Annotated in this window: 13 protein-coding genes; 4 read left to right on the top strand and 9 right to left on the bottom strand. The window is 48.4% G+C overall.

The annotated features are described in order from the left end of the window. Positions 1-76 precede the first annotated feature (76 nt). Both JNUCC31_RS28705 and JNUCC31_RS28700 read right to left on the bottom strand, forming a co-directional pair. Positions 77-1312 (bottom strand): multidrug effflux MFS transporter, encoded by a 1236-nt coding sequence (locus tag JNUCC31_RS28705; protein WP_192266735.1) that lies wholly within the window; start codon positions 1310-1312, stop codon positions 77-79. Between the two features lie 5 nt (positions 1313-1317). Beyond that, positions 1318-2064: a GTP pyrophosphokinase gene (locus JNUCC31_RS28700; RefSeq protein ID WP_192273398.1), complete on the bottom strand. Its 747-nt coding sequence runs from the start codon at positions 2062-2064 to the stop codon at positions 1318-1320. Positions 2065-2434: 370 nt separating this feature from the next. On the opposite strand from JNUCC31_RS28700, the gene JNUCC31_RS28695 reads away from it, so the two are divergent. Next, positions 2435-3178 carry an alpha/beta hydrolase family protein gene (locus JNUCC31_RS28695; protein ID WP_228469291.1) on the top strand — a complete coding sequence of 248 codons (744 nt, stop codon included), beginning with the start codon at positions 2435-2437 and terminating at the stop codon, positions 3176-3178. 112 nt (positions 3179-3290) lie between these two features. Then, the gene (locus tag JNUCC31_RS28690; protein WP_228469290.1) at positions 3291-4037 is read left to right on the top strand and encodes a YoaK family protein; all 747 of its coding nucleotides are present in this window, start codon (positions 3291-3293) and stop codon (positions 4035-4037) included. Between the two features lie 21 nt (positions 4038-4058). On the opposite strand, the gene JNUCC31_RS28685 is transcribed toward JNUCC31_RS28690, so the two are convergent. Next, positions 4059-4955 carry a LysR family transcriptional regulator gene (locus JNUCC31_RS28685; protein WP_192266733.1) on the bottom strand — a complete coding sequence of 299 codons (897 nt, stop codon included), beginning with the start codon at positions 4953-4955 and terminating at the stop codon, positions 4059-4061. Positions 4956-5095: 140 nt separating this feature from the next. Between JNUCC31_RS28685 and JNUCC31_RS28680 the strand changes: the two genes are divergently transcribed. Then, the gene (locus tag JNUCC31_RS28680) at positions 5096-5797 is read left to right on the top strand and encodes an O-methyltransferase (RefSeq protein ID WP_192266732.1); all 702 of its coding nucleotides are present in this window, start codon (positions 5096-5098) and stop codon (positions 5795-5797) included. Positions 5798-5874: 77 nt separating this feature from the next. Beyond that, positions 5875-7206: an MFS transporter gene (locus JNUCC31_RS28675; protein ID WP_192266731.1), complete on the top strand. Its 1332-nt coding sequence runs from the start codon at positions 5875-5877 to the stop codon at positions 7204-7206. Positions 7207-7286: 80 nt separating this feature from the next. Here JNUCC31_RS28675 and JNUCC31_RS28670 read toward each other — a convergent pair whose 3' ends face one another. The 6 genes from JNUCC31_RS28670 to JNUCC31_RS28645 form a co-directional block, all read right to left on the bottom strand. After that, positions 7287-7493, bottom strand: a complete 207-nt coding sequence (locus JNUCC31_RS28670; RefSeq protein WP_192266730.1) for a hypothetical protein — start codon at positions 7491-7493, stop codon at positions 7287-7289. 73 nt (positions 7494-7566) lie between these two features. Then, the gene (locus tag JNUCC31_RS28665) at positions 7567-7830 is read right to left on the bottom strand and encodes a YkgJ family cysteine cluster protein (protein WP_192266729.1); all 264 of its coding nucleotides are present in this window, start codon (positions 7828-7830) and stop codon (positions 7567-7569) included. Positions 7831-7860: 30 nt separating this feature from the next. Continuing rightward, positions 7861-8715 carry a chemotaxis protein gene (locus tag JNUCC31_RS28660; protein ID WP_192266728.1) on the bottom strand — a complete coding sequence of 285 codons (855 nt, stop codon included), beginning with the start codon at positions 8713-8715 and terminating at the stop codon, positions 7861-7863. Between the two features lie 276 nt (positions 8716-8991). Beyond that, positions 8992-11007: a PTS system trehalose-specific EIIBC component gene (treP, locus tag JNUCC31_RS28655; protein ID WP_192266727.1), complete on the bottom strand. Its 2016-nt coding sequence runs from the start codon at positions 11005-11007 to the stop codon at positions 8992-8994. A gap of 29 nt (positions 11008-11036) precedes the next feature. Next, positions 11037-12758 (bottom strand): alpha,alpha-phosphotrehalase, encoded by a 1722-nt coding sequence (gene treC, locus JNUCC31_RS28650; protein ID WP_192266726.1) that lies wholly within the window; start codon positions 12756-12758, stop codon positions 11037-11039. Between the two features lie 556 nt (positions 12759-13314). Then, positions 13315-14007 carry a metal-dependent hydrolase gene (locus JNUCC31_RS28645; protein WP_192266725.1) on the bottom strand — a complete coding sequence of 231 codons (693 nt, stop codon included), beginning with the start codon at positions 14005-14007 and terminating at the stop codon, positions 13315-13317. Between the last annotated feature and the right edge of the window lie 81 nt (positions 14008-14088).

Raw genomic sequence — 14088 nt, 5'->3', positions numbered from 1 at the left:
ATCTGGAGCGCTTTTTCATGATATTTTTTATAAGAGCGAGTTAATGGGTTAGCCAGAACATTAACGCACCAACATTTCAATTCAGACGCTGTTTATTTTGAAGTCTACCACTCTTGCCCACCATAACTACATACAGCAGCAATGCGCCCAGATCAGCACAGGCGATAACCATTCCCATCGGCACAGCCGTTCCTTCTCCTCCCAGACCTACGAGTGGAGCGACAATGCCACCGAACAGAAACGTCATGACCCCAATAAGTGCAGAAGCGCTGCCTGCCGATTTCTCCTGATTGGCCATCGCCAGTGCAAAAGAAGCTGTATTGACCAACCCTACACTGGATACGACCAGGAATAAAGGGATCAGAACCGAGATCAGATTGCCTCCAGCCAAAATCGCAACAAGCAGTGATGTTCCTCCCAGGGCAGCAGTTAACAGCCCGGCGATTAACAACCGGGTCTCAGATACTTTACCTGCAAGTCTCCCGGCGATCTGGCTTGCCAGAATGATGCCCAGCCCGTTAATGGCAAAGCAGACACTGAACATTTGCGGGGAGATGCCATATATTTTCTGCAAAACGAAGGGTGAACCCGATATGTAGGCAAACATGCCAGCTGCTACGAACCCCTGGGTTAAAGCATATCCCATAAATAAACGATCCCCCGCAATTTTGCGGAATGTAGTCAGAGTCTGCTTGAGTCCTCCGCTGGATCTGCGTTCTGAAGGCAACGTCTCTCCAAGACCAAGCACCACGGCTACCAAAGTCAATATGCCGATAATACTCAGCAAAATAAATACGCCACGCCATGACGTATACACAAGCAATTGTCCACCAATAATGGGTGCAGCGATCGGAGCGACTCCATTAATCAGCATGAGCAGGGAGAAGAAGCGTGTCAGCTCCGGCCCGGAATATACGTCCCTTACAACCGCACGCGAGATGACAATTCCGGCAGCCCCCGCTGCCCCCTGAATAAAGCGCAGGGCTACAAAAGAACCCATCGTCGGACTGACCAGGCAGAGTATGGAAGCGATCGTATAAAGTACAAGACCTGCAATAAGCGGCGTACGGCGGCCACGCACATCACTTAAAGGTCCGGCAAGCAGTTGTCCTACCGCCAGTCCGACCATACATGCCGTAAGACTAAGCTGGGCATAGGAAGTGGATGACTGGAATTCATCAGCCAGTGTAGGCAATGCTGGCAAGTACATATCCAGGGACAGCGGCCCGAAGGCTGACAGTGTCCCCAGAATTAATGCCATACGAACGCGGGATGTAGAATGGGTACTTAAAGAATCTGGTGTACTTTTCATATGAACTAGTGTTCCCCGTCTCCCAACAGCTTGAGCAGGTTGGATGGCAAGGTGAACTGTTGATTGTTAATAATAATACGGCGCAGTTCTTCTTCGTCCCGCTCATTCTCGGCGTCCTTGATCTCCTGAATCTCCCGGTGAAGTCTCTCCATTTGTTGATCCAGTGCGTTGGCAGAATCTGCCGCACTTTTCAGTTCCCTGGTCAAACGTTCGGGAACATCTTTATTATATTTATAAAAGATCTTATGCTCCAGACTTGCCCAGAAATCCATCGCGATTGTACGAATCTGAATCTCCACACATGCCCGTTCCTCCCCATTGGACATGTAGACTGGCACCTCCACCAGAAGGTGAAGACTTTGGTAGCCGTTGGGCTTCGGATTCTCGATATAATCTTTTACTTCAAGTACACGCAGGTCACTTTGGTTGCACAACATATCCTTAATCCGATAGATATCGGAGATAAACGAGCAGGTAATACGAACGCCGGCGATATCCTTAATATTTTTCTTGATGCTGTCAAAGGTTAACTCATGATTTTTGCGGAACATCTTGTTCATAATACTTTCAGGTGATTTCAACCTGGATTTGGTATGTTCAATCGGGCTGTAATCATGCAGGGACTGAAACTCTTCCTTCAGCACCTCGATTTTGGTCTCCATTTGATCCAACGCAAATTTATAGATCATCATAAATCTCGTAATTTCATATTTGAATTTCTTGAATTGATCAATCGGATGTGGAGCGTTCATCATGGTTTTCTTCCTTTCTTCGTGCACACTAAAATTGTTTTATAAGTAAAGAGTACTGCGGAGCAATCCACATGTCTTCTGAACCATTATAAATCATATGGAGCCAATAAACGAATTTCTCACCCGTAACAGACGTTGCGGCCTGGAGAGTATGGGAACTTGTTTTACGCGCATCCTAAAGAAGTACCACCGTCGTTTACCACGCCATCACTGAGAAAAGAGGTCGATAGCCCTGCTCTATCTAGTGACGTATTCGTCCGATTCGCTTCGGGTAAAAGGCTATTTATGCCTCCCTGACGGATGCTCCTTATCCACCTTCCCGGCATATGATAGCTCTCATGCCTCCTCTTCTTTCCCTGACTCGCCTTTCTTGTCAGAACGCATGCAGCTGCAACTGCTCGCAAGCCGTTATCCTGCTGTAACGAAACAAACAGTGGGCGATCGTCATAGACGATGGCCTGTTCTGATCTATTGCCGAGGCGGACTGGGTAACTATGGAGGGGTAAATACGGCTTGGCTTGAGCAATTTGTCCAGAAGGGTTATATCGTGTTCGCTCCATCCTATCGTGGCAACGAGGGCGGTGAAGGACGTGACGAGTACGGAGGAAGTGATGCCGAGGATGTGCATGCCGCTTATCGGCTTGTGCAAGGGTGGCCTTTTGCCGATCCAACACGGATATCTCTAATGGGATTCTCCCGAGGAGCTATTAATGCCGTACATACAGCAACCACCTACAATGAGGGGCCGGACCAAGTGCATAAGCTCGTGCTTTGGAGCGGTGTCGCCGATGTGGAGCGCACCTATCATGAACGAACTGACCTGAGACGCACATTGAAACGAGTGCTCGGTGGTTCCCCACATGCAGTTCCCGAAGCTTATCTTGCACGTTCCCCCCTGTCGAGTGCACATAAACTTCGCTGCCCGGTGCTGATCATGCACGGCACGTCTGACACGCAGGTGGATTACAGTCATGGAACCCGGATGTACCATTGGTTGAAGCGCAGAGGCGCTAACGTAACGTTTCACGCTTATGGAGGACAGGATCATCGTTTTCATGAGAGGATGCATAGGGCAGCAGTGGACAATATGTTTGACTGGCTCGCCGGACCTTAGTTCAGACTTGGGTGAATTGAACAAAGTTCTACTATAATGAAGTTCATATTCCACATGAACTTCATTTTGAAGGAACTAGCGTTATGGCTGTATACTTGAGGGGTTACTTTTTTTGAAAGGACAGATCATTATGAACCAATACACCCTCCAAAAATATGCCATGCTGCTGCTCTGTATGTCTGCCGGTATGGTCGATGTGATCGGATATCTTGGACTCGGACATGTGCTTACAGCCAATATGACGGGCAATATTGTGTTGCTGGGAATTGCGGTTGCCCGTGCCCAGCAATTTGTCGTTCTGCGTTCGCTCCTTGCCCTCATTGGTTTTATTGCCGGAAATGCGATCGCGGCACACATGATTGGTCATGTGCAAACGAAAAATGGCTGGTCTTCCCGGGTCACAACCGTGTTCACTGTAGAAAGCATATTGCTTCTGCTCTTTGCCATTGCCATGATCAGTCCATATTCGGAACAATTATCCTATTTGCTAATTGCCATGCTGGCCGCAGCCATGGGGATGCAGACGACAGCCGCACGCAGAATAGGTATTGCCGGCATATCAACAACCGTGCTCACTAATAATCTGGCGGCCGTGGTTGAGGATGCCGTTAGCATCCTACAGCGACTGCGTCACGCCAAAATCCGCTCGCTGGCCAAAGAGCTGTCAGCAGATGCCTACCTCCGTGCAGGTGCTGTTGTGATCTATCTGACCGGCGTTATTCTAGCTGCACTGCTGTTCCATCATGTGCCAATGATGGCAGTCTGGATACCTGTCCTGATCATAGGTGCAGTAACCCTGTACGCCCGATTATACTCCTGGGGAGCAGCCAGAGAAGGGACGAACAACACGGGGAGCTAGTCCTATTAAAATTAAACTAAATTATCTGATCAATGATGCTTCCTGTCTGATAAGTTCGACCAGATGCTGTGCGGCAGGAGACAATACTTCCCCTGCTCGTGTACATACAGCAACCGTGTTTTTCAGCTGTACACCTCGAACGAATACTCGTGCAAGCCTGCCTTGCTGTACATCTTCCTTCACGACCAGAGAAGAAATAAAGTTCGCCCCATAACCTGCTTTCACCGCACTGATCGTCTCATTCAGCCCATTGAACTGAAGTGCAATGCGGGGAGCAGCCAGGTTATTGGTTGTGCAAAGAGAGACCAGACGCTCACGTGTAGCGCTGCCTTCTTCGCGCATAATGAAGGGCTCCGCAACCATCTCATGCAGCTCAATCTCCTTTCCCGCATAAGGATGATCGGGATGGACCACAAACCACATTTCATCTTCAAACAATTCGTCCCAATGGACGCCCTGATGTGTTATTCCACTTCCACCATAAACTGCGATCTCTGCCTCATAACGCAGCAACTGGTCAAAAGCCATCCGGGTGTTGGTTGTGCTCACGACCAGTTCCACATCCTCATGCATTTGCTTGAAACGGGCAATCCACCCAGGCAGCAAAAAATTCGAGGGCAAATAGGTTGCAGTAAGACGAATCAGTCCTTTTTTGCCCGCCCGAAAATCCTGCACAAAGTTCTCGACATCCTGCTCCAGCATGAACAAACGTTCCGCATAGCCCGTTAACTGTACCCCAGCATCCGTTAAAACCAGTCTCCTGCCCTCCGCAGCGAATAATGGAATGCCCAGTTCACGTTCAAATTTCTTCACCTGGGAGGATACCGCAGGCTGACTAATGTTGAGTTCCTCTGCTGCACGCGTGACTCCTCCATATCTCACAATGGCATGAAACAATCGTAATCCGTGCAAATTCACCCGTTACGCCTCCTTCATATCACAAATACATAATCTAAAGTTATATTAACATACATAATATATATTTTATTTATATATTTGTTCATCTTATAGTTGAAGCATGAAATCCAATACATGCAATTGGAAAGGAACATGTGACTATGAAAAGTGTAAATGCTTCTAACCAACATACCTGGAGTCAAGTTGACGATTACCTGAATGATCTGCTGATTCCCTCCGACTCCCTGCTGGAGCAAACTCTGCGTACCAATGCCGAGGCCGGTTTGCCTGCTCATGATGTTGCAGCTAATCAAGGGAGACTGCTGCAACTCCTGCTTCAAATACAGGGCGCAACACGTGTGCTGGAAATCGGTACGCTTGGCGGATACAGCACAATCTGGATGGCTAGAGCCCTTCCCGAACATGGACATATCGTCACGTTGGAGGCTGAACCACATCATGCAGACATGGCACGAACCAACCTTACGCGTGCAGGACTAATTCACAAGGTTGATCTTCGAGTTGGCCCTGCATTGACCACCCTTCCCGACGTTCAGAAAGAGTACAGGGAACCCTTTGATTTTATCTTCATCGATGCAGACAAACCGAGTAATCCTGATTATCTGAGATGGGCACTTCGTCTGGCTCGTCCGGGAAGTCTTATTATTGGTGACAACATCGTCAGGGACGGTGAAGTTATAAATAAAGAAAGCACAGACTCCAGGGTTCAAGGCGTTCGCTCTTTCTTGAAATTAATTGCTGACAATCCTCGCCTTGAAGCTACGGCACTGCAAACTGTAGGCAGTAAAGGCTACGACGGATTCGTGATTGCCCGAGTGCTGGAAACCCCCGCCACAAAATAAACAGTGGTCAATTCTTCCGCAAATCCCCCATTCCTGTTAAACTAAAATTACTGTACAGGCAGACTGGGGGAAACCACTTGAGACTTCTACAACAGATTCATGCTGAAATTCGGGGCTGGTCCCGCAATATTCAATTGTTTTTTCTGGCAAGCATCTTGTATCAGATCGGAAATGGCATGTTCTCTGTCTTGTACAATCTGTACATTCAGGGTCTGGGCTATAATGATACAATGAACGGCCAGATTGTAAGTATTCAATCATTAGCGACAGCGATTATGTTTGTTCCCATTGGACTTTGCGGTGATTTCTTCAGTCGCAAGCGACTGCTGATTACCGGCGCGTTGTTCAGTGGGATCTTCCTGATTGGCCGTTCTTTCGATTATTCTGCCAGCGGACTGATCTGGTTCGCTGTATTTTCAGGACTTTTCGCTGGTGTATTTCAGGTGCTGGCCATTCCGTTCCTCGCTGAGAATGTGAAGAAAAGTCACCGGCTAAAGATGTTCAGCTATTACTCCTCCCTCGTGCTTGCTTCTCAGGTACTTGGCAGCTTGGGTGGCGGAGTGTTTGCAGACCTGCTTCATACAGCAGGCCTTGCCCAAGTCACAGGGCTGCAGACCGTATTGTTCGTGGGCGGCGCTGCTACACTTGTCGCATTTATCCCGATGTTGTTTGTGTCCGAGGATAAGAAGGCACCTCAAGTTGATACTCCGGTGCCATCCGCTTCTAAATCTGCGGCATCAGCAACAGACGGCGAACAGGGGGTCAATCACTCCCCGGAACAAGGCAGAAAGAACGACACCTACAGTCAAAAGAAAGATTCCCGATTGATCGGTCAATTTGTAGTGACCCAATTATTAATCGGATTTGGTTCGGGTCTGGTTGTCCCTTATCTGAATCTGTACTTTACCAACCGATTTTCGGTATCCTTGAGCGCCATGAGTCTGCTGATTTCATTGGGTCAGATCATGACCATTGTATCGATGCTGATCGGACCAACACTCGCGGCCAAGGTGGGAAGTGTTCGGGCAGTTGTCATTTTCCAGGTCATGTCCCTGCCCTTCCTGCTGTTAACCGGCTTCACGAATATGCTGCTCATCGCTTCGGTGAGTTTCCTGTTCAGGCAAGCCTTGATGAATGCAGCCAATCCGGTTCAATCCGCCATTCTGGTGGACCGAGTATCGGACAAACGTCGTGGAATCGCCAATTCACTAATGCAGACCGCCTTTATGATTGGATGGGCTACCATGGGCCCTGTACAATCTTACCTTGTGACCACTTATGGCACGTATTGGGGTTATGCAGTCACCTTCAGCATCACAGGCAGCCTTTACGTGATATCATCTCTGATGTACTATATGATGTTCAAAGAACCGAAGCCTTCTGCCCGTGTTCTCGTGGCGAACAGATAAGTGAAGTAGATGAACTCAGCAAAGAGAGTATCCGCCTGATTTTCACACTGCGGATACTCTCTTCTATGTTCTGGCTTGAATTATGAATACATCCGACTGTACATCCAGCTTACGATGCCTACGGTTACAGCAGCAGCCGCTATAATAAATGAAAAATACCCCAGTTTGCCCTTTGACCCTGTTGTCTGCTTATCGTAGAAGTCCGAGTTTCGCCTGTAGAATCCCATCCATAACTCCCCAACCATATTCACGACCACCGTGACAAACCGTTTGGCAAGTCCCATCATCCACAACCTCCCCTTTCTCACTTCAATCACCTTCCATATGCAGTATAATTATCTTTTAACCCAACACGATCTGTTACGCTGAACTTGGTGCAGTCTCCTGCTCCAGCCAGCTTAATCGTTCAAAGGCCTCCTGGTCCGTACTGCCGCACATCTCCTCCGAAGCCTGCAATCCGCTGCATACCGCCGGACGCTCCTTCTGACCAAAAATTCCGCAGCGATTGTCTTCCGTCAGCTGTACACAGCGCACACCTGCGGGCTTTCCCTCAGGCATGCCTGGTATGGGCGATGAGATGGAAATCGCGATACAACATGCGGCACAGCCTGTCCTGCATTCCATAATGATAATCCTCCTCCCCACATATAACATTTAGTATAAATCACGATTCACCCACGTCCACGTTCGAGCCAATCCCTGTGCAATTCTCCGATTCATGGTTCCATTCGAGAAATAACCCCCATGGCTTAACGGATTCCAGCTCCCGATCAACCCACCGGAGTTAATTTCCATGTCTTCCTTGACCGCCGCCTCATATGCCGGATCAATGGGACGCAGCGGGTAACCCAGAATATCATCCCGATCATAAAAGTTAACCCATTCCCCTTCCAGCCCAGGGAAATACTGCCCTGCCAGTGGCGAAGGGACCTGAATCGGACGACTGAAGTCGTGATAACGCAAGCTCCACAGCGGCAACGTCGTACCAAAGGAATAAAAGTTCGTTAAGGTATCCCCCCGTTCCAAGGCGGACGTAACATCCACGATGGAGGGTATGCGACTGGACGGATATTGCAGATCATAGAAAAAATTACTTGCAATCACCGCGCCAAGGCTGTGAGCAATGATGCAGAGCGGAGCTTCCGGCCCGTTCCGTTGTGCAAGTGCATGCATCGCACGGTTCAGTGTACGATGAACTGCATCGTAGTTATGGCCCTGATGTTCCACGGGCTGATAAGCCACGGCGTCCGCCAGATAATGGATAACAAAACGTCGCAGCACCTGATAATTTAATCCCTGAGAGCTGACCAGCTGCTGAAACAGTGCCTCTTCGCGCTCCTCAAATACGTCAGCCCAATATACCGGCTCGATATCCAGCACCTGCTTGGCTGCTCCCGGCCACACCATAACCTGATCGAATTCCTTATGCAAACGAGAAATGAGCGTATCGGCATAATCTTCCTTTTGCATACCCAGACCATGAATGACCATCACCGCAACACGAGTCATGGCTCTCCTCCTCCGTCCTTCGACTAGGAACTCTCTTTTGAACCATATGAACATCTCCAGCCGAACATGCCTGGACCTGATGCTGCTTTCCGATTGCTGTGAAATAAGCCTCTGTAGATTCTTCTATTGTACATTTTACCATGATACTAACGAAAAAAACGAACTGCATATAGAGTCACCCTTACAAGTGGGATATGCCTTCAGCTTATCCCGGTTTCGGCATGAAAAAGGAGCTGCGATGATCGCAGCCCCACATGAATTCCTTTACTTTTATACCTAGCCTTTCAAATGAACCTTAAGCACACCGTTCTGATTGGATGTAACATCACCTGTCGTGACCTCTACCCGATCAACCATATCCTGACCGTCCGGAATGATAATTGGCGTAATAAGCGGATATCCCGCAGCTTCAATGACTTTGCGGTCGAATTCAAGCAGCGTTTGCCCGGCTCTTACCTTATCTCCAGCTTCCACAAACATGTTGAAGCCTTCGCCTTTGAGTGAAACCGTATTGATTCCAACATGAATCAGAATCTGCAAGCCACTCGCGTGTTCAAGAATGACAGCATGTTTGCTCTTAATCACATGGGCTACTTGGGCATCAAACGGGGCCATAACCTGATTGCCCGAAGGTTCAATGGCAACCCCTTCTCCCATTTGCTTCTCTGCAAACGCCGGATCAGGCACCTGTTCCAGCGGAACCGCTGTACCTGTTAATGGTGCCAATACTTCCAGCGTGTTAATAGGGTCATTTCCCACCTGAGCTGCGCTGCGCGAGCGCTGATTCAGATCTGCATCAGCTGCCGCAGTAGTGTCTGCGTCAGATTCGTTTGCTGCCGAGTGGCCTCCAGTGACAACTGTGCGATCTGCGCTTCGGTCTTCTTTTTTCAATTTTGCTTTACCAAAAATAACTGTCAGCACGAAAGGTACAATCAATACAATCGCCATACCGATGAAGAACACTCCCCATTTGTTCGGGAAGATGGACAGGAACCCAGGTACCCCGCCTACACCGATGGAGGTTGCCTGCACATTGTTCATGGTCAGTAGCACACCGCCGATGGCAGAACCAACCATACCGAAGATAAACGGATAACGATAACGGATATTCACCCCGAAGATGGCCGGCTCCGTTACTCCGAGGAAGGCCGAGACGGATGAAGTTGCCGCAAGTCCTCTCATCTTCTTCTCACGCAGCACGAGCATCATGGCAAGGGCGGCAGAACCTTGAGCGATATTGGACAGTGCCAGCATCGGCCACAGGAATGTTCCGCCCTGACTACCAATCAGCTGTACGTCTACCGCCAGGAACGTATGATGCATTCCTGTAATAACAAGCAATGCGTATAGTCCACCGTAGATCAGACCGCCCAGAGCAGCGTATGAATCATAGATATAGATCAAGCCGGATGTAATTCCATTCGCAATGGCAAATGTCACCGGACCAATGATCGTAAAAGCCAGGAATCCGGTAATCAATAACGTGACAGGTGCAACAACCAGCAGTTTGATCGAATCATGCACCCTTTTGTTCAGGAAAATCTCCAGCTTGGCGAGCAGATAGGCTGATACCAGTACCGGCAAAACTTGCCCCTGATAACCGATCTTCTCAATATGCCAGCCGAACAGATTCCACGTAGGCACAGTTCCTTCGTTGACTGCGTTGGCGTAACCATAGGCACTCAGCAGATCTGGATGAACCAGAATAAGACCGAGCACAATCCCGAGCAGCGGACTGCCGCCGAACCGGGTTACAGCAGCCCAACCAATTAACGCAGGCAGGAAGGTAAAGGCGGTACTCGCAATCGTATTGATAATGGATGCGAGGTCCTTCCATGCCGGATAGACATCCACCAGTGATTTTCCATCAAAGAATATGCCTGGACCCGTCAGGATGTTATTAATACCTAGCAAGAGACCGGCCGTGATGATGGCTGGCAGAATAGGGATAAAGATATCCGAGAGTGTCTTGATCGCTCGCTGGATTGGATTTTGCTTTTTACCAGCCACTGCTTTTACGTCATCCTTGGAAGCGCGGTCACCTCCAGTGATCTCAATCATCTCATCATAGACTTTGTCTACAAGTCCAGGTCCGATGACCACCTGGAATTGTCCCTGGGAGGAGAACTGTCCTTTAACCAGATCGTTCTGATCCAGACTTTGCGCATCCACTTTGCTCTCGTCGTACAAGGCAAACCGTAGGCGTGTCACACAATGCGTTGCAGCTTCAATGTTTTCTTTGCCGCCGACCGCGCGTACAATTTCCTCAACCTGTTTTTTATCGATCGCCATATTTTCACTTCCCACTTATATAATGTGAATTAGTCCTGTTGCGGTATAAGCCACATATAGGATGCATACGGGCTAAGGGATATTTCTTGATCCAGAGCAGGCGTTGCCTTCGTATTGGCTACCAGCAAATCTGCTGATTTGCCAGCAATGTGGTCATTCCATACAGCACCTGGAAGAGTAAACGTCACGTCTCTCTTGCTGAAGTTGGAAACGACAAGCAGCGTTTCGCTTCCATTCGACCGCGCATAAGCAAATACATCCGGATGTGCGTCGTCCAGACGTTCATATAGTCCGTCCGTCAGCACTTTAAGCTGTTTGCGAAGTGCAATCAGTTTGCGGTAATGATAGTAGATCGAATCCGGGTCAGCCAGCTGCTGGGCCACATGAATCGACGGATAACGTTCATCCACTTTGATCCAAGGCGTACCCGTTGTAAATCCGGCATTTTCACTTCCATCCCATTGCATGGGTGTGCGGGAATTGTCACGGGAGCGTTCCTTTACAATACGGAATGCTTCCTCGGCGGATTTGCCTCGCTCTTCCTGGAGCAACCGATACATATTCGTCGACTCAATGTCGCGGAATTCGCTTACATCGTTCCAGACCGGATTAGGCATCCCAATCTCTTCGCCCTGATAAACGTAAGGTGTGCCTTGCATGCCATGGATCGTAGTTGCCAGCATTTTGGCACTCTCGGTACGGTAATCTCCATCATCCGCAAAACGGGATAATGCCCGCGGCTGATCATGGTTGTTCAGGAACAGGGCGTTCCAGCCTCCACCTGCCTGCATACCTGTCTGCCACTGGCTGAACAGCTGTTTCAGCGCTTCAAAATCATATGGCATCAGTTCCCATTTCTGTCCGTTCGGATAATCCACTTTCAGATGATGAAAGTTGAAGGTCATTGAGAATTCGCGGGAGGCAGGATTGGAGTATCGGATGCAATGCTCCAGCGTCGTGGAGGACATCTCCCCTACGGTTACCATATTATGTGGCCCAAAGACCTCTTCATACATCTCGGTAATGTACTCATGCACACGTGGTCCGTCGGTGTAGAACTTGCGTCCATCACCGGGTAACACACTGCCATCATCGTCCGGAAAGCGCTGATCCTTCGAGATCAGATTAATGACGTCCATACGGAAACCGTCGACACCTTTTTCCGCCCAGAACTTGATCATGTCACGTATTTCCTTGCGCACCTGCTCGTTCTCCCAATTCAGATCGGCTTGCGTCTTGTCAAACAGCGTCAGAAAGTACTGCCCTGTCTGCTCATCATACTGCCATGCCGGTCCACCAAACTTGGACTGCCAGTTATTCGGCACACCGCCATCTGGAGCAGGATCTCTCCAAATATAATAATCACGATACGGATTATCCTTGGAAGAGCGAGATTGCTGGAACCACTCATGATCAATAGACGAGTGATTCACCACGACATCAATCATCAGCTTCATACCACGAGCCTTTAGCCCTTTGAGCAATTCGTCAAAATCCTCCATGGTTCCAAAATCAGGATTAATCCGATAATAGTCCGCAACGTCATATCCATTATCATGCTGCGGCGATACATATACTGGCTGCAGCCAAACAATATCAATACCCAGATGCTGCAAGTAGTCCAGCTTTTCGGTCAAACCTCGGATATCTCCGGTGCCCGAACCGGTCGTATCATTGAAGCTCTTGGGATATACCTGATACACCGTGGAGGTTCTCCACCACGATGAGGAAGTTGTATTCGTAGAACTCATGTTAACGCCTCCAATAAATTGTATTGCCTAAGTGGTAATCTCGAACTAACTTCATTTCTATATTACATAACTAAACATGTATATACAAGTTGAAACTTCAATATGACTATAATTTACCTCTTCTACACATTCCCCATAAGTGCCACCTCTGTAACACTTTTTTCAATTTATGCGTTCGATAACTCCATGATAGAAGTAGCTTGGACGAAAAAAACCGCCTGACACCCGATACGTTGATTCGGAAGAACAGACGGTTTAATTTCTATGGTTGATCTTGTTTGGTCCAGCAGCCCTTCCCATTAGGCCACTACACATGTCGCAACACAGTTTGCCCGTCAGATTGGTGAATACACGCACGCATGGTATCCATGAATCGATCCGCTCCGAGCTGAGCTTCAACAAAGGCATTGCGAAATTTTTTGTCATTTTTACCAACTGGGTGGTTCAAAATTGAACTTAAAACCGCAAAAAGACGAATACCACGTCAGTTATATTGACGTGGTATTCGTCTTTAGCTTCACATTGCTTTTGTGATTAAACAATGGTTAAGAGAACATTATAGCGTAAGAGACTCTCCCGGTGCCAGTACACGACCCTCCAGTCCTTTGGAAGCAAGCTGCTCCACAAACTTCTCGGCGTCCTGACGAATCATCGGGAATGTATCATAATGAACGGGGATCGTCAGCTTGGCATTGAACCATTCCGCCGCTTGCAGAGCATCTTCCGGCCCCATGGTGTAATGACCGCCAATAGGCAGGAAAGCTACATCGATATCATGGCGATCACCGATCATTTTCATATCACCGAACAGGCTCGTATCTCCGGCATGCAAAATGGTTTTACCGCCAATGTGAATGATATATCCTGCTGGCAAACCTGCGTACATGATCCGTTGCTCCTCTTCCAGCACGATCCCGGACGTATGGAAAGCCTGGATCATTTTGGCTTGGGCAAAGCCAAGATCTACCGTTCCACCCATGTTCATGCCAAGGGTATCCAGCCCCTTCCATGACATATATGTAGCCAGTTCCACAATAGCGACCACCTTGGCATGATTGACCTTGGCAATGGGTTCAGCATCCAAAATGTGATCCATATGTGCATGTGTCAGTAAAACGGCATCCGTCTTAATGTCTTCCGGTTTGGTGACAGCAAGTTCATTCCCACGAAGAAAAGGATCAATAATCAAAGATTTATTTTCTGTGCCCAGTTGTACACTAGAGTGACCATGGTAGGTAATATTCAGCAAATTGGCATCCTCCTGACCTATGCATTATTTTCATTTTCAACCTATATTATAATTCAAATCTCTTTACCAAAGCAAAAATAA

The sequence above is a fragment of the Paenibacillus sp. JNUCC-31 genome (assembly GCF_014844075.1).
In the GTDB taxonomy this organism is placed as follows: domain Bacteria; phylum Bacillota; class Bacilli; order Paenibacillales; family Paenibacillaceae; genus Paenibacillus.
Note: the sequence above shows the minus strand (reverse complement) of the source record. Positions and strands in the feature narration are given on the sequence as shown.